Raw genomic sequence first — 15,827 nt, forward strand, 5'->3', positions numbered from 1 at the left:
GTGCGCTCGTCGGCCCGTCGGTGCCTGCCGACACAATGTGCGCGTGCCTGCCGACGACGCCGTGACCTGCTTGCGGCAGGCCGGTGCCCAGCGCGGCGCGCTGGTCGCCCTCGTGGTGCATCCGGACGTCGGTGCCGCGCTGGCGTTCGGCGACCGGTCGTGGTCCTGGCCGCGCGAGGACACCGCACCGCAGGCGCTGGCGCAGCGGGTCGAGGACGAGCTCCGCCCCCGCTGGGTGTGGTGGTCCGCGGCCGCGTCACTGGGCCGGCTGCGGACGTCGGGGCTCCACCTGGCGACCTGCTGGGACCTAGCGGTGGCGCACCGGATGCTGGCCGGCGGTCAGCGGGACGGGCCGCCGGACATCTGGTCCCTGGTGCACGACCTCGATCCCGACTCAGCGCCGCGGACCGGCCAGCTCGACCTGCTGGGCACGGCCGCCGAGCCGTCACCCGCGGGCCGGGCCGGCCCCGAGTCCTCCGCCGGCCCCGAGTCCCCCGTCGACTCCAGCGGGCACCTGCGGGCCGAGTGGGTGGACGGTGGGTGGGGCCGCACCGAAGCACGGTTGCGCGCTTGGGCCCTGCTGGTCCTGCGCGTGCAGACGCTCCAGGCCGGCCGGCTCGCCGAGCGGGGCCGTCACCCCACGGTCTCCGGCGAACCCGAACGCGCCGTTCACGCGGAGTCGGCCGCCGCGATGCTGTGCGTCGAGCTGGAGCGCGACGGCCTGCCGATCGACGTCCCGCAGGCCGAGCAGCTGATCGACGAGGCGGTCGGGCCGCGTCCGGCCGACGCCCACCAGGCGGCAGCGCTGCGGCGGGCCCGGGACCTGGAGGTCATGCGGCACGCGCCGCAGTCGGACGGGGTGAGCGTCGACCTGCGCAACCCCGCCCAGGTGCGCGGGCTGCTCGCCGGGATCGGCATCGACGTGCCCGACACCCGGTCGTGGCGGCTCGAGCCCTGGCGGGAGCAGCACCCGCTGGTGGAGGCGCTGCTGGCCTGGCGCAAGGCCGACCGGATCGGCACGACCTACGGCTACACCTGGCTCGACCGGTTCGTCGGGCCTGACGCGCGGCTGCGCGGTCCCTGGCAGGCCAGCGACGGCGCGGCGGGGCGGATGACCGCGGGCGCAGGGCTGCACAACCTGCCCGCCGAGCTGCGCCCAGCGGTCGCAGCACCCGCCGGGCACGTGCTGGTCCGCGCCGACCTGGGCCAGATCGAGCCGCGGGTCCTGGCCGCCATCTCCGGCGATCCCGCGCTGACCAGCGCCACCCTCGAGGACGATCTCTACCTGCCGGTGGCGCAGCGGTTGCGGGTCGAGCGACCCATCGCCAAGGTGGCCGTGCTGGCCGCGATGTACGGCCAGACCAGCGGCACGGCAGGCGAGGCGCTGAAGGGCCTCGACCGGGCCTACCCGGTCGCGATGCAGTACCTGCGCCGGGCCAGCGACGAGGGCCGGGCCGGTCGTCCCGTCTTCACCCACGGTGGCCGGCGGGTGCCCATGTGGGGCCAGCTTGAGGGGCTGGCACCGGACGCCCAGAGCTCGCTCGCCGCAGCCCGGGGCCGGTTCGCCCGCAACGCCGTGGTGCAGGGCTCGGCCGCCGAGCTGTTCAAGGCCTGGGCCGTGACCGTGCGCGCCCAGGCGCGGGCACTCAACGCCCGCGTGGTGCTCTGCCTGCACGACGAGCTGCTGGTCGAGTGCCCGACCGAGCGCGCCGACGAGGCCGTCGCCCTGCTGCACCGCACCCTCGACGTCGTCGGGGCGGCCTGGGCCCCACGGTCCGCGGTCCGGTTCGTCGCGGACGTGCGGGTCGTCCACCGCTGGTCCGAGGCCAAGGAGTGACACGATCGACCCCATGAGCAACCCCGTCCACACCGCCTTCGTCCTGGGCGGGGGCGGAGTCCTGGGCGCCAGCGAGGTCGGCATGCTGCAGGCCCTGCACGAGCACGGCATCCGAGCCGATCTGGTGGTCGGGACCAGCATCGGCGCGATCAACGGTGCCCTGCACGCGGCGCACCCGCAGGACAGCGCGACCCTGGCCCGGCTCTGGCAGTCGATGGCCGGCTCAGCGGTGTTCGGCCGCGGCGCCGCGCAGCGCATCCGGCACGTCGCCCGCACCCAGATCGCCCTGCATGGGAACGAGGCGCTGCGCGCCCTGCTCGACTCGCAGCTGCGCGGCCGGACGTTCGCCGACCTGGCGATCCCCTTCGAGTGCTGTGCCGCCTCGATCGAGCGGGCCGCCGAGCACTGGTTCGACGAGGGCCCGCTGGTCGACGCCATCCTCGCCTCCAGCGCGGTACCCGGCCTGTTCCCCCCGGTGCAGATCGGCGGCGAGCACTTCCTGGACGGCGGGTTGGTCAACTCCATCCCGATCGGCCGGGCCATCCAGCGGGGCGCCCAGCAGGTCTTCGTCCTGCAGGTGGGCCGGGTCGAGCGACCACTGTCACCACCCACCCGGCCGTGGGACGTCGCCACCGTGTCCTTCGAGATCGCCCGTCGGCACCGGTTCGCTCGCGACCTGGCCGAGGTCCCGGACGGGGTGAACGTGCACGTGCTGCCCAGCGGTGACGCGGAGACCCCGCTGGCCTCGGTGCGCTACCGCAGCACCGCAGCCGTCCCCCGACGGATCGAGCAGGCCCGTCAGGCCACCGCCGACTTCCTGGCCGCCCTCGCGGACGAGCCGAGGGACTGACGTGCTGCCACCGAAGATCGTGCGGCGCCTGGTGCTGGCCCCGGCCATGGTGCTGCTCGCCCTCGTCGCGGTCACCGCCGCACCCGTGTGGCTCATCCTGCTCACCGCGGTGTCCCCGCTGGTGCCCTGGGGGCGTTGGCGCCTGCTGCGCGTCGGCTGGCTCGTCCTGCTGCACCTGCTGCTCGAGGCCGGCATCCTGCTCGCGCTGTTCGTGCTGTGGGTGCTCAGCGGCTTCGGCTGGTGGATGCGGCGGCCGGCGTTCGAGCGCACCCACTACGACATCGTGCAGTTCTACCTGAACGTCCTGTTCCGCGAGGCCCGACGCGTGCTCGGCGTCCACGTCGAGGTCGAGGGACCGGCGCCCTCGTCCTACGAGGGCCGTCCACTCCTGGTGTTCTGCCGGCACGCCGGCCCCGGCGACTCCTTCCTGCTGATCCACGCACTGGTCAACTGGTACGACCGCGAGCCGCGCATCGTGCTCAAGGACACGCTCCAGTGGGACCCGGCGATCGACGTCCTGCTCGGCCGGCTGCCGACCCGCTTCATCCGGCCCAAGCGAGGCGACGGCGACGCCCTGGTCCGCCAGATCGGCGACCTGGCCACCGGGCTGGACCACGACGACGCGTTCGTCATCTTCCCCGAAGGTGGCAACTTCACCCGGCGCCGTCAGGCCCGCGCGATCGCCCGGCTCCGCGAGAAGGGCCTCATCGACGCGGCCGAGCGGGCCCAGCGGCTGCGGCACGTGCTCCCCCCGCACCCCGGCGGAGTCAGCGCGGCGCTACGCGCCGCCCCGGACGCGGACGTGGTCTGGGTCGCGCACACCGGCACGGACCACCTGATGTCGGTCGCCGACGTCTGGCGGGCCCTGCCGCTGGACCAGACGATCCGGATGCGCTGGTGGCAGGTCCCCGCGGACGAGGTCCCCGAGTCGGACGCCGACCGGCTGGTGTGGCTGCAGGACTGGTGGGTCCGGATCGACGACTGGATCGACGAGCACCGGACGGTCCCCGTTCCCGAGGCCTGAGCCGACGCCGCCCGCGGTTCGCCTCGCGGTGGCGGGCCAGGTGCGCCATCATCGTGGCCGCCTCGTGACACGCCTGGTGGAGGCACACGGAGACGGAAGGGCGAACATGACCTCGCAAGGACTGTCCGGCCAGGCCAGTGACACCGCACGGCGGGCCGCCAACAGCAAGTGGCTCGAGCGCACGGCCCGGATCGGGTTCGTGGTCAGCGGGCTGCTGCACCTGCTCATCGCCTGGATCGCGCTGCAGATCGCCTGGACCAACGCCAAGGCCCGGGCCGACCAGTCCGGCGCGCTGGGGATGCTGGCTGACCACAGCTGGGGTGTCGTCGTGCTGTGGCTCGGCGTGCTCGGCTTCGTCGGACTCACCTTGTGGCAGATCGCCGACGCACTCCTCGGCCGCCACGGAGGCGACGCCAAGGAGGTCGCCGGGGCCCGGATCAAGGCAGCGTCCAAGGCGGTGGTCTACGCGGCGCTCGCCTACACGACCTTCGCCTTCGCCCACGGCGCCGGGAAGTCCAGCAGCAAGCAGACGAAGGACTTCACGCACTCCCTGCTGTCCCACAGCGGCGGACGCGTCCTGGTCGTCGTCATCGGCCTGGTCGTGATCGGCGTCGGCGTCTACCACGTCTACAAGGGCTGGACCCGCGGCTTCCACAAGGACCTCGTGCAGCACCCCGGCACGACCGTCGAGTACCTCGGCGTCGCCGGCTACATCGCGAAGGGCATCGCGCTGGTCGTGGTGGGTGGACTGTTCTGCCTGGCCGGCTTCCAGAAGCAGGCGAGCGAGGCGACGGGCCTGGACGGGGCTCTGAAGACGTTGCGCGAGCAGCCGGCGGGTTCCTGGCTGCTCACCGTCGTGGCCCTCGGCCTGGCCGCCTACGGCCTCTACTCGTTCGCCCGGGCCCGGTACGCCAAGCTCTGACCCGGCCCGTCCCACAGCACCGACAGGGCTGTGGACGACGGCCACGCGATGTCGGCCGCCTCGCGTACGGTGCCTCAGGTGACCTCACCCTCCTTGACCGGCACCGACGGATCCATCGCGGACGACGCCCATCGCGTCCTGGCCACCTTGGTCGGGCGGCCGGACGTCGAGTTCCGGGACGGGCAGCTCGAGGCGATCACCGCGCTGGTCAGCCGACGCCAGCGGGTGCTCGTCGTTCAGCGGACCGGATGGGGCAAGTCGGCCGTCTACTTCGTCGCGACCGCCCTGCGACGGGCCCAGGGAGCCGGGCCGACCCTCATCGTCTCCCCGCTGCTCGCGCTCATGCGCGACCAGGTCGCCGCGGCGGCCCGCGCGGGCGTGCGAGCGGTCACCATGAACTCCGGCAACGCCGAGAGCTGGGGCGAGATCGCCGCGCAGCTCGCGGCCGACGAGGTCGACGTGCTCCTGGTGAGCCCCGAGCGGCTCAACAACCCGAGGTTCCGCGCCGAGCAGCTGCCCGACCTCGCGGCCCGCTGCGGGCTGCTGGTGGTCGACGAGGCGCACTGCATCAGCGACTGGGGCCACGACTTCCGCCCCGACTACCGCCGGATCAAGGACCTGCTGACCGGGCTGCCCGACGACACCCCGGTGCTGGCGACGACCGCAACGGCCAACGCGCGGGTCGTGCAGGACGTCGGCGAGCAGCTCGGGGCCGGCGGGCACGAGGTGCTCACGCTGCGCGGGCCCCTCGCCCGACAGAGCCTGCGGCTGGGCGTCCTCAGCCTGCCGACGGCACAGGACCGGCTGGCCTGGCTCGTCGCCCACGTGGACGAGCTGCCGGGCAGCGGGATCATCTACACGCTGACGGTCTCAGCAGCGGAGGACCTCGCGTCCCTGCTGCGCGCCAGCGGTCACGAGGTGCGCGCCTACACCGGGCGGACGGACCCCGCCGAGCGCATCGAGGCCGAGGACCTGTTGCGCCGCAACGAGGTCAAGGCCCTCGTGGCCACCAGCGCCCTCGGCATGGGATTCGACAAGCCGGACCTCGGCTTCGTCGTGCACGTGGGCGCACCCTCGTCCCCCATCGCCTACTACCAGCAGGTAGGTCGAGCCGGCCGCGCCACCGAGCGGGCTGACGTCCTGCTGCTGCCCGGGCGCGAGGACGGCGACATCTGGCGCTACTTCGCCAGCGCCTCCATGCCGCGCCGCGAGGACGCGGCGGCCGTGCTCGCCACCCTGCGGGCCAGCACCTCGGCCATGTCCACGGCGGCGCTCGAGACGGTCGTCGACGTCCGCCGCACCCGGCTCGAGCTGCTGCTCAAGGTCCTGGACGTCGACGGGGCCCTGACCCGCGTCTCCGGCGGCTGGACGTCGACCGGCGAGGACTGGTCCTACGACGAGGAGCGCTACGCCCGGGTGGATGCGGCCCGTCAGCGCGAGCAGCAGCTGATGCTGGACTACGAGGCGACGGCCGGTTGCCGGATGGCCTTCCTGCAGACCGCCTTGGACGACGACACCGCGGCGCCCTGCGGCCGGTGCGACCGGTGCGCCGGGGCGTGGTTCGACGCCGACGTACCCACAGGCGCCCGGGAGCAGGCCGACGGGCAGCTCGCTCGGGTCGGCGTCGAGATCGAGCCACGCGCGCAGTGGCCGAGCGGGATGGGGCGGCTCGGGGTCCAGGTCAGCGGTCGGATCGCCGCCGACGAACGCCCGCTGACCGGGCGGACCGTGGCCCGGCTGACCGACCTCGGCTGGGGGCAGCGGATCCGCAGCCTGCTCGACGGTCCGGATGCTCCGGCGCCGGAGGGGCTGCGCCAGGCGGTGGTGGCCGTCCTGCGGGACTGGGGCTGGCAGCGCCGTCCGGTCGCGGTGGTCTCGGTCCCGTCCCGTCGCCATCCCCAGCTGGTCGCGTCCGTCGCCGAGTTCGTCGGTGACCGCGGCCGGCTGCCCTATCTCGGTGCGCTCGAGCTGGTCGACGGCGGCCCGACCGGGGAGCCCGGCGGCAACAGCGCCTTCCGGCTGGCCGGCGTGTGGGACCGCATCAGCGTGCCAGCCGCGGTCGCCGACCAGCTGGCCGGGCTCGACGGCCCGGTTCTGCTCGTCGACGACCTCGTGGACTCGCGCTGGACGGCGACGATCTGTGCCCGCGCCCTGCGCCAGGCGGGCGCGGACGACGTCCTGCCGCTGGCGCTGGCCTCGGTCGGCTGAGCCGGCTAGCCGCAGGCCCCAGAGCCGATGCTGCTCAGCACCGCCTTGCGTACCGCGGCGCCCGAGCCCCCTGGGGGCGCCTGGATGCCGACTCCGTACCGCTGCGACCCCGCCGTGTACAACCACATCGAGTACGTGCTCGGAGCCGACGAGCCGGCCGCGGCCTTGGACGGACTGAGCGACCAGGACGGTGCGTCCGTCCCGTCGGCGAGCGCGACGGTGCCGTGCGTCGCGCGGCCGCTACCGGCCACCAGCCCGGTGTCCTTACCGAACCGGGCCACCAGCTGGTCCAGCACCTCACGGTCGCTGGCAGTCTCGTCCTCGGACCACGGGTAGACGGCGACGGTGCTCCATCGCGGGCTGCGGGGGGCGCGGTCGTACCGCAGGGCTGCCTGCGACTTCGGGCCCTGGACCGAGTCGCGGACGAAGCCGGCAGGCACGCTCAGGTGGACAGCCGCGGCGTCGGTGCCGGTCGTCGTGCACAGCGGGGAGGCCAGCGTCTCCAAGGGTTTCGCCGCCGCGGGAGCGGGATCGGTCCCGGCCGCTTTCGCGGCGTGGTCGGCGGCGCTGCAGGCCGCCAGGGTGGTGGGAAGCAGGAGTGCGAGGGCCAGGCACGTGAGCGCCCGGGCGCCAGCTGATGAGGACATGCGGCGCATTATGCCCGATTCCGGACACAGCGCGACAGCGTCGGAGACAGCCAGTCACGAAGCCCGGTGAGGCAGCCGTCAAGCGGCGGCGACGCGGGCAGCCTCGTGCGCCAGGACCAGAGCATCCGCATCAGCACACGCCACATCGGGCTGGACGCCGACGCCCTCCCAGTTGGTCCCGGAGACGGGGTTGACGCCGCGCCCGGTAGGGACGGTGACCTCGAGGTGCGGGTGGACGGTCCACCCCTCGTACGGCTGGGCTCCCCCACCGCTCGGCTCCCCCACGACGACGGCCCGACCCAGCTGCTGCAGGTCGTAGGCGAGCTCCTCGGCACCCGAGAAGGTGCGCCCGTCGATCAGGACGTAGACGGGCTTGGTCCCCCCGAAGCGCGCCCCCGGTACGTGCGGCAGCGTCCAGGACTGGTCGTCGCGCTCACGCCGTTCGCCGTCGCGCCAGTGCATCGTGTTCAGGTGGGTGCGCTCGTCGAGCAGGTAGCTGCAGATGAACGCCACCGTGTCCGGGTCCCCGCCGCCGTTGCCGCGCACGTCCAGGATCAGGGCGCTCGCGGGGGCGACGAGGGTGAGCGCGGCGGCCAGCGGCTGGGCGGCCCAGGCCAACGGGAACAGCGCCGGCGACAGCTTCAGCAGGGCCACCCCGCCATCGAGGAGCCGGACGAGCGGGACGCCACCCAGCGAGACGTCGAAGTCGCTGCGCATCCGGGACAGCGTGGCGGCGCCCTGCTCGGCGGGCACCGGCACGTGGTGGTGGCGCAGGCCGAGGTGGCCGTCCCCGTTGAGGGAGCGCAGGTCCTGCGTGACCAGATCAGCGAGCTGCTCGGCGTCGGCCCCGTCGTACCCGCCGTCGGCGAGCCGCTGACGCAGCAGCCGCGCCAGGTCCGCGCCGACGTCCGGGAAGACGTAGTGCTGGTCGACCAGGCGGGCGGACTCCTCGATGACCTCGGCGATGAGGGGCGGGCTGACCTGCTCCGTAACGGTGTTGGCGGGGCGGATGGTCGACGAGGTCATGCGAGAACTACAGCGCACCGACGGCTAAGTGTCAAGAATCCTGTACGCTTTGGACATGGACGACGAGCAGGTGGTGACGACACCCGCGCAGCACGCGGCACTAGGCCATCCCCTACGCCAACGGCTGCTGCTGGCGCTGGGGCAAGGACCCAGCACGATCAGCCGTCTCGCGGGCCAGCTGCAGGTCGGAAAGGGCAGCGTCGCGCACCACCTCAGGGTGCTGCGCGAGGCCGGCCTGGTGGTGGCGGCCGAACGCCGCCAGGTGCGCGGCGGCACCGAGCAGTACTACCAGCGCACGACCCGTCGCCTGGTCAGCGCGGACCCCCAGCCCTCGCACACCGCCGCCGTGCTCAACGCAGTCGCGACCGACATCGCCGCGTCGCCGGTCGAGACGACCTTGCAGCTGCGCCAGGTGCGACTGTCCGCCAAGCAGGCCCACCGGCTCACCGAGCTGCTGACCCGGCTCGTCGACAAGGTGGAGGAGGCTGACACCGACGAGCCGGTGCACGGCGTGCTCGTCGCGGTCTACCAGAAGGCCGACGAGCCCCGGGACCCGTCCTCCTGAGTCGAACGACCAGGTCAGCCGGACCGGGGGCGGCCACGACGACGCGCGATGGCCTCGCGCATGGGCGGGACGACGACCCCGGCCCGGGCCAGCCGGGCCCGCACCTTGCGACGGGTCACCAGGATGCCCGTCACCCCGATCGCCCAGATCACGTACTGCACGCACCAGGCGAGCTTGAACGAGTCCAGGTCGTACGTCGCGGCGCGACCGACCCCGCCACCGTCCGAGACCGCATCGAGCACCACGCCGACACCCAGGATGGTCACCAGGGATGCGACGAACCCCCCGATGTTCACGATGCCCGTCGCACTGCCCAGCCGAGCCCGGGGGTTGAAGGTGCGGGCGAAGTCGAAGCCGATCATCGAGCCCGGGCCACCGATCGCGAGGGCCCCGACGAGCATCAGCAGCAGCCAGAGCGGCGCCCGACCGGGCCAGGCCAGCACGGCCGTCCAGGCCAGCACGGTCACCGCGACGATGCCGAGCACCAGCCACGACCGGCGCAGCGGGTGCCTGGCCACCAGCCGGCCGAAGATCGGGCCCGCCGCCATGGCCGCCAGCACGAACACGGTCATCAGGGCACTGGCCGCGCGCGGGGACTGCCCCTCGCCGGACACGAGGAACGGGAAGCCCCAGAGCAGCGCGAACACGGTGCCGGAGAACTGGGTCGTGAAGTGGGTGAACAGGCCCAGCCGGGTCCCCGGGTGCATGAACGCGGCCGCCAGCTGCCGACCCACCTCGCGCATCGTGGGCGAGCGACGTAGCGGGCCGTGACCAGGTGGGGTGTCGCGGACGAACACGAACGCCAGCACGGTGACGAACAGACCCGCCGCTGCCGCCACCAGGTAGGTCGGCGTCCAGCCCGGCCCGTGCAGCAGCGCCACCAGCGGGATGGCGCTCAGGATCTGCCCGAGCTGGCCGGTGAGTCCGGTCAGCTGGGTCATCAGCGGGTTCAGCCGGGCCGGGAACCAGGCGACCACCAGCCGCAGCACGCAGACGAAGGTCATGGCGTCGCCGGCGCCGACCAGCACCCGCGCGGTGATCGCGCCGGGCATCGTCGTGGACACGGCGAGCAGCGCCTGCCCGAGCGACATGACCAGGCCGCCCACCACGATCAGCCGCTTGGAGCCGAAGCGGTCCAGGGCCACCCCGACCGGGATCTGCAGGCTGGCGTACACCAGCAGCTGCAGCACCGCGAACGTCGCGAGCGCACTCGCCGAGGCGTCGAAGCGCTCCGCCGCGGAGATCCCGGCGACGCCGAGCGACGTCCGCTGCAGCACCGCGATGACGTAGGCCGACAGCCCCGCGCCCCAGACCAGGAACGCCCCTCGAGGGATGCGGGCTTCGGTCGGAGGAGAGCTCACGCAGGCATTCTCCCGCTCTCCCCCGATGCCGCCGAGCCAGGTTCAGCCCGTGGACTCAGCCGGGCTTCAGCTGACCCGCTCCACCACGTGGCCACGCGCGGCCTGACGGGCGAGGTAGGTGTCGCGCTTGTCCTCGAACCGCGCGGCGGCGGCCTCGAGCTGGTCGAGCAGGTCCGCGAGCTCGGTGCGCGCCTGCTCACCCTCGGCGCTCAGGCCCTCGCGGTCCCACACCTTCCAGGTGCGCAGGACGGGCGCGAGCACCTCGTCCTTGTGGATGCGCAGGTCGTAGATGCCGGCCATGGCGATCTGGATGGATCGGCGGCCGAAGTCCTCGATGGTGTGGCCGGGCATCTGGAAGGTGGAGACCACGTCGCGCACCGCCTGGACGGTCTGGTCCGGTGCGATCTCGAAGGCCCCCGCCAGCAGGTTGCGGTAGAAGACCATGTGCAGGTTCTCGTCCTGGGCGATGCGCGCCAGCATCTGCTCGCAGTACGGGTCCTGGGTGTACTTGCCGGTGTTGCGGTGCGAGATGCGGGTGGCCAGCTCCTGGAAGGAGACGTAGGCGACCGAGCGCAGCATCTCGTCGTGGTCCTGCTCGAAGCCCTGGCCCATGTGGTTCATGCGCTCGCGCTCGAGCTGCTGCGGGTCGACGGCGCGGGTGACCAGCAGGTAGTCGCGCAGGGCGATGCCGTGGCGACCCTCTTCCGCCGTCCAGCGGTCCACCCAGGTGCCCCAGGCGCCGTCCCGGCCGAAGGTGTCCGAGATCTCGCGGTGGTAGCTCGGCAGGTTGTCCTCGGTGAGCAGGTTCACGATCAGCGCGGTGCGCGCCGTCGGGCTCATCTTGGATTGCTCCTGGGTCCAGGGCTCGCCCTCGAAGATCCCGTCGTAGTTGCGGCCCTCGCTCCACGGCACGTACTCGTGCGGGAACCACTCCTTCGCGGCACCCATGTGCCGCTCGAGCTCGCGCTCCACGACCGGCTCGAGCTCCTGGAGCAGCTGGAGCTGCGTGAGTTCCTTCATGGGGCACCACCCTACGTTGGCGTAACCTACGCTTCCGTAGGTTAGTGTGCCCGCTACCCGGGCGTAGGTCCAGCCCAACGTACTGCGACGCGCCGCTCGCAGGGGGAATTCACAGGACTCTCACGTGCCGGCTCGGTAGCGTCGCCCCCATGAGCGCCACGATCGTCGCCCGCGACCTCGCCGCCGGGCACGGTGCCCGAGCGCTGTTCAGCGGCCTGGACCTCGTGGTCGCTCCCGGCGACGTCGTCGGCCTCGTCGGTGCGAACGGCGCGGGCAAGTCCACGCTGCTCCGGCTCCTGTCCGGCATCGACAAGCCTGAGGACGGCCAGCTCTCGATCAGCCCGCCCGGCGCCCTGCCGGGCTACCTCCCCCAGGAGCTGGACCGACGTCCGGGCGAGTCCGTCCGCGACCTCGTGCACCGCCGCACCGGCGTCGCGGACGCCCAGCACCGCCTGCACGTCGCCACGCAGGCGCTCACCGAAGGGCTCGCCGGCGCGGACGACGAGTACGCCGAGGCACTCGAGGTCTGGTTGCACCTCGGCGGAGCCGACCTGGACGAGCGGGCCGAGCAGGTGGTGTCGGAGATCGGCCTCGGGGTCGGCCTGGACGCGCCGACGGCGAGCCTGTCCGGCGGCGAGGCCGCCCGGGCCGGGCTGGCGTGCCTCCTGCTGTCCCGGTACGACGCGTACCTGCTGGACGAGCCGACCAACGACCTCGACCTGGCCGGCCTGGCTCAGCTCGAGCAGTTCGTCCGCTCGGTGCGCGCGCCCGTCGTCGTGGTCAGCCACGACCGCGAGTTCCTGTCCCGCACCGTGAACCAGGTGGTCGAGCTGGACCTGGCGCAACAGCAGGTCGGCGTCTACGGCGGCAGCTACGACGACTACCTGCGCGAGCGCGAGATCGCCCGGCATCACGCGCGCGAGGCCTTCGAGCAGTTCGACCAGACCCGCGGCCGGCTCGCCGACCGGGCGCGGATGCAGCGGGCCTGGGCCGACAAGGGCACCCGGAACGCGCTGCGCAAGGCGACCGACGGCGACAAGAACGTCATCCACCACAACCGCGAGACCGCGCAGAAGCAGGCCGCGAAGGCCAAGCAGACGGACCGGTTGATCGAACGGCTGGACGTCGTCGAGGAGCCGCGCAAGGAGTGGGCGCTCCAGCTGGACATCGCGGCGGCCGGGCGATCGGGCTCGGTGGTCGCGACCGCGCGCGGCGCCGTCGTCCGCCGCGGCGGCTTCACGCTCGGGCCACTCGACCTGCAGCTGGACTGGGCGGACCGGGTCGTGGTCACCGGGCCCAACGGGTCGGGCAAGTCCACGCTGCTGGCCCTGCTGCTGGGCCGCCTCATCCCGGACGAGGGAAGCGCGGGCCTGGGCTCTGGCGTCCTGGTCGGCGAGGTCGACCAGGCGAGGGCGGCCTTCGACGGGCCGGACCTGCTGCTGCACCGGTTCGCGGCGCACGTCCCGGACTGGCCGACCGCCGAGGTCCGCACCCTGCTGGCCAAGTTCGGTCTCGGCTCCGAGCACGTCCTCCGCGCCTGCGAGACCCTGTCCCCCGGTGAGCGCACCCGGGCCGCGCTGGCCCTCCTGCAGGCACGCGGAGTGAACCTGCTCGTCCTCGACGAACCCACCAACCACCTCGACCTGCCCGCGATCGAGCAGCTGGAGCAGGCGCTGGACACCTTCGGCGGGACCGTGCTGCTGGTCACCCACGACCGGCGCATGCTGTCGACCGTGCGCTCCACCCGGCACTGGGCGTTGGACGGCGGGAGGTTCAGCGAGCAGCCGGCGGGGGCGAATCAGCCGAGGCCGTGACGAGCGAGCCGAGCGCGCGGATCAGTGCCGCGTCCTGCTCCGGCTGAACGGATCGCAGGTCGAGCAGGAGTGCGCCGCGCTCGACCCGGCCCACCACGGACGGCGTCCCCTCGCGCAGCGGCCGGGCCCACCGCGACGGAAGCTGCACGGCCCAGCTCGGCAGTGGTTGCTCCGGCGCGCCGCCGGCCCCGACCGCCCCGGCGGACGGCACCACCACGGGCACCACCGCCGGCTCACACCCGCTGTCCCGCACCGACTGCGCGATGCGTTCGGCCCGAGCTCGCAGCTCGTCAGCGTCGACCTCCAATGCCCGGACGACGGGAGCCACCGGCCCGCGCAGCGTCGCCTCCAGGGCGGCCAGGGTCAGCTTGTCGACCCGCAGCGCTCGGGCCAGCGGATGCCGGCGGAGCCGCTCGACGAGCTCGGCGCCGCCCAGCATCAGCCCGGCCTGCGGGCCGCCGAGCAGCTTGTCACCGCTGCCGGTGACCAGGTCCGCGCCGGCGCGCAGCGCGGTCGCGGCATCGGGCTCGTCCGGCAGCAGCGGGTGCCGGCGCAGCAACCCCGACCCGAGGTCGGCCACCAGCGGCACCCCCCGCTCGCGCAGCACCGGCGCGAGGTCCGCGACCGGCACGCTGGCGGTGAAGCCACGCACCACGAAGTTCGACGGATGGACCTTCAGCACCAGGCCGGTGTCGGCGCCGACGGCGTCCACGTAGTCCGCCAGCGCGGTGCGGTTCGTCGTGCCGACCTCACGCAGTCGCGCGCCCGTCGACGCGAGCAGGTCGGGCAGCCGGAACCCGTCGCCAATCTCGACCATCTCGCCCCGCGAGACGACGATCTCGCGCCCCGCGGCCAGCACCGTCGCGGCCAGCACCAAGGCAGCGGCCCCGTTGTTGACCACGTGCACCCCGCCGGCCTCCGGAACCGCCTGCGCCAGTGCGGCCAGCGCGCCGCGTCCCCGGCGGGCCCGGGTGCCGGTAGCCCGGTCGAACTCGACGTCCGTCGTCCCGGACGCCGCCACCACCGACGCCACGGCCGCGTCGGACAGCGCCGCCCGACCGAGGTTGGTGTGCAGCAGCACGCCCGTGGCGTTGATCACCGGCACCATGCCGGAGGCGTTGTGCGGCAACGCCTCCAGCACAGCCGGCACGACCTGTCCGGCGGGCAGCTCGGCACCGCGGACCCGGCCCAGCGCGGCGACCACCAGCTCCTTGACGATCCGCGGGCCGAGCTCGGCCACCGCCGCCTCGAGCCTGGGGTCCGCGAGCACAGCATCGGTGCGCGGGACGGAGCGGCGCGGATCCGTTGCGGCGGTGGACATCCCGGCAGCCTACGAGGTCCGGTGCACCTTGTGCGGCGCCGCCTGGGCCAGCGGCTTGACGACCAGCAGGTCGATGTTCACGTGGGCGGGCCGGGTCACCACGAACGCGATGGTGTCGGCGATGTCGTCCGCCGTCAACGGGTTCGCGACGCCCGCGTAGACGGCGTCCGCCTTGGCCTGGTCGCCACCGAAGCGCACCAGCGAGAACTCGTCCGTGGCGACCATGCCGGGCGCCACCTCGCTGACCCGGACGGGCCGGCCGTTGAGCTCGAGCCGCAGCGTCTGGGCCAGGGCGGCCTCAGCGTGCTTGGCGGCCGTGTAGCCGCCGCCGTTCTCGTAGACCAGATGGCCGGCGATGGACCCGGTGACGACCACGTGGCCGCCCGCCCCGGCCTCGAGCGCCGGGAGCAGCGCCTTCACCATGCGCACGGACCCGAGCACGTTCACGTCGTACATCCGTCGCCAGTCCTCCACGTCCGAGGTCGCGACCTCGTCCATCCCGAACGCGCCACCCGCGTTGTTCACCAGAACAGCCACGTCCGGCAGGTCCGCGGCCAGCGCTGCCACCGACGCGTCGTCCGTGACGTCCAGGGTGACGGCCCGGACGTGCTCGACCTCGCCGGCCAACGCGTCCAGGCGGTCCCGTCGGCGGGCCGCGGCGACGACGTCGTACCCTTCGGCCGCCAGTCGTCGGGCCGTGGCGGCACCGATCCCGCTGCTGGCTCCCGTGACGACTGCGACGGGTCGTGGGTGGGCAGACGTCGGCCCGGCCTCAGGGGTCATGAGGGAACCCTACGGCCGGGCCGACGCGGACGCTCAGGTCGCCGGTGCGGCCAGGAAGAACGACACCTGGCCGTCGTTCACGTTGGCGTCGAGGGTCTGCTCGTCGAGCAGCGCCGAGGCCTGCTGCTCCAGGTACACCTGCACGCCGTCGGCGTCGATGACGTCGTCACCGGGGACTCCGCCGTCCACGACGCTCAGCTCGAGTCCGTTCTCGCCCGGGGCGAGCCGAAGGCCGGCGTGCTCGGGCGCCTCGGGGGTCTGGGTGAGGCCGCGCACGACGTCCACTGCCTGATCGGTCAAGGTGAGCACGTTCGCTCCTGTCGATCGGGATCATTCGGTCACGTCCACCTTGCCCACGAAGGGGCGCCGCGAGTCAAACCGACCTGCCCCGGCCCTGCTCAGTCCCGGGCGTGTCGCGCGGCGCCGCGTGGTTGACTCAACCTCCTCGG

At 73.3% G+C, this 15,827-nt stretch carries 14 protein-coding genes; 7 read left to right on the forward strand and 7 right to left on the reverse strand.

All coding sequences use genetic code 11. The annotated features are described in order from the left end of the window. Positions 1–43 precede the first annotated feature (43 nt). From ABEB17_RS12625 to ABEB17_RS12645, 5 genes are all read left to right on the forward strand, one after another. Positions 44–1,837, forward strand: coding sequence for a DNA polymerase (locus ABEB17_RS12625; RefSeq protein WP_345717044.1), 1,794 nt, complete (start codon positions 44–46; stop codon positions 1,835–1,837). Between the two features lie 13 nt (positions 1,838–1,850). Next, positions 1,851–2,687, forward strand: a complete 837-nt coding sequence (locus tag ABEB17_RS12630) for a patatin-like phospholipase family protein (RefSeq protein ID WP_345717045.1) — start codon at positions 1,851–1,853, stop codon at positions 2,685–2,687. Positions 2,688–2,733: 46 nt separating this feature from the next. Next, positions 2,734–3,711 carry a 1-acyl-sn-glycerol-3-phosphate acyltransferase gene (locus ABEB17_RS12635; RefSeq protein WP_345717348.1) on the forward strand — a complete coding sequence of 326 codons (978 nt, stop codon included), beginning with the start codon at positions 2,734–2,736 and terminating at the stop codon, positions 3,709–3,711. A 106-nt stretch (positions 3,712–3,817) separates the two neighbouring features. Beyond that, positions 3,818–4,633, forward strand: a complete 816-nt coding sequence (locus ABEB17_RS12640; RefSeq protein WP_345717046.1) for a DUF1206 domain-containing protein — start codon at positions 3,818–3,820, stop codon at positions 4,631–4,633. 48 nt (positions 4,634–4,681) lie between these two features. Beyond that, the gene (locus ABEB17_RS12645; RefSeq protein WP_378226969.1) at positions 4,682–6,841 is read left to right on the forward strand and encodes a RecQ family ATP-dependent DNA helicase; all 2,160 of its coding nucleotides are present in this window, start codon (positions 4,682–4,684) and stop codon (positions 6,839–6,841) included. Positions 6,842–6,846: 5 nt separating this feature from the next. Here the strand turns inward: ABEB17_RS12645 and ABEB17_RS12650 are convergent, their stop codons facing one another. Together ABEB17_RS12650 and ABEB17_RS12655 are read right to left on the reverse strand one after the other, a co-directional pair. After that, complete coding sequence (locus ABEB17_RS12650; RefSeq protein ID WP_345717047.1) at positions 6,847–7,488, reverse strand: hypothetical protein; 642 nt, start codon at positions 7,486–7,488, stop codon at positions 6,847–6,849. Positions 7,489–7,566: 78 nt separating this feature from the next. Continuing rightward, on the reverse strand, positions 7,567–8,514 hold the full coding sequence (locus tag ABEB17_RS12655) for a S41 family peptidase (protein WP_345717048.1): 948 nt from the start codon (positions 8,512–8,514) through the stop codon (positions 7,567–7,569). 55 nt (positions 8,515–8,569) lie between these two features. Here ABEB17_RS12655 and ABEB17_RS12660 point away from each other — a divergent pair, with 55 nt between their 5' ends. Further along, positions 8,570–9,079, forward strand: a complete 510-nt coding sequence (locus ABEB17_RS12660) for an ArsR/SmtB family transcription factor (RefSeq protein WP_345717049.1) — start codon at positions 8,570–8,572, stop codon at positions 9,077–9,079. 14 nt (positions 9,080–9,093) lie between these two features. Here the strand turns inward: ABEB17_RS12660 and ABEB17_RS12665 are convergent, their stop codons facing one another. Further along, on the reverse strand, positions 9,094–10,440 hold the full coding sequence (locus tag ABEB17_RS12665; protein ID WP_345717050.1) for an MFS transporter: 1,347 nt from the start codon (positions 10,438–10,440) through the stop codon (positions 9,094–9,096). A 66-nt stretch (positions 10,441–10,506) separates the two neighbouring features. Beyond that, positions 10,507–11,460 (reverse strand): acyl-ACP desaturase, encoded by a 954-nt coding sequence (locus ABEB17_RS12670; RefSeq protein ID WP_345717051.1) that lies wholly within the window; start codon positions 11,458–11,460, stop codon positions 10,507–10,509. Positions 11,461–11,609: 149 nt separating this feature from the next. Between ABEB17_RS12670 and ABEB17_RS12675 the strand changes: the two genes are divergently transcribed. After that, positions 11,610–13,274, forward strand: a complete 1,665-nt coding sequence (locus ABEB17_RS12675) for an ABC-F family ATP-binding cassette domain-containing protein (RefSeq protein ID WP_345717052.1) — start codon at positions 11,610–11,612, stop codon at positions 13,272–13,274. Here the strand turns inward: ABEB17_RS12675 and selA are convergent. The 3 genes from selA to ABEB17_RS12690 are packed head-to-tail and all read right to left on the reverse strand — an operon-like array spanning position 13,234 to position 15,678. After that, a complete protein-coding gene (selA, locus tag ABEB17_RS12680; RefSeq protein WP_345717053.1) occupies positions 13,234–14,595 on the reverse strand; it encodes an L-seryl-tRNA(Sec) selenium transferase in 1,362 nt (453 codons plus the stop codon). The two genes, ABEB17_RS12675 and selA, sit on opposite strands and share 41 nt — an antisense overlap. Positions 14,596–14,604: 9 nt before the next feature. Beyond that, a complete protein-coding gene (locus ABEB17_RS12685; RefSeq protein WP_345717054.1) occupies positions 14,605–15,378 on the reverse strand; it encodes an SDR family NAD(P)-dependent oxidoreductase in 774 nt (257 codons plus the stop codon). 33 nt (positions 15,379–15,411) lie between these two features. Beyond that, positions 15,412–15,678 (reverse strand): hypothetical protein, encoded by a 267-nt coding sequence (locus ABEB17_RS12690; protein WP_345717055.1) that lies wholly within the window; start codon positions 15,676–15,678, stop codon positions 15,412–15,414. Positions 15,679–15,827: the final 149 nt, after the last annotated feature.

It is taken from the genome of Angustibacter luteus (genome assembly GCF_039541115.1).
GTDB classification, from domain to species: Bacteria; Actinomycetota; Actinomycetes; order Actinomycetales; family Angustibacteraceae; genus Angustibacter; species Angustibacter luteus.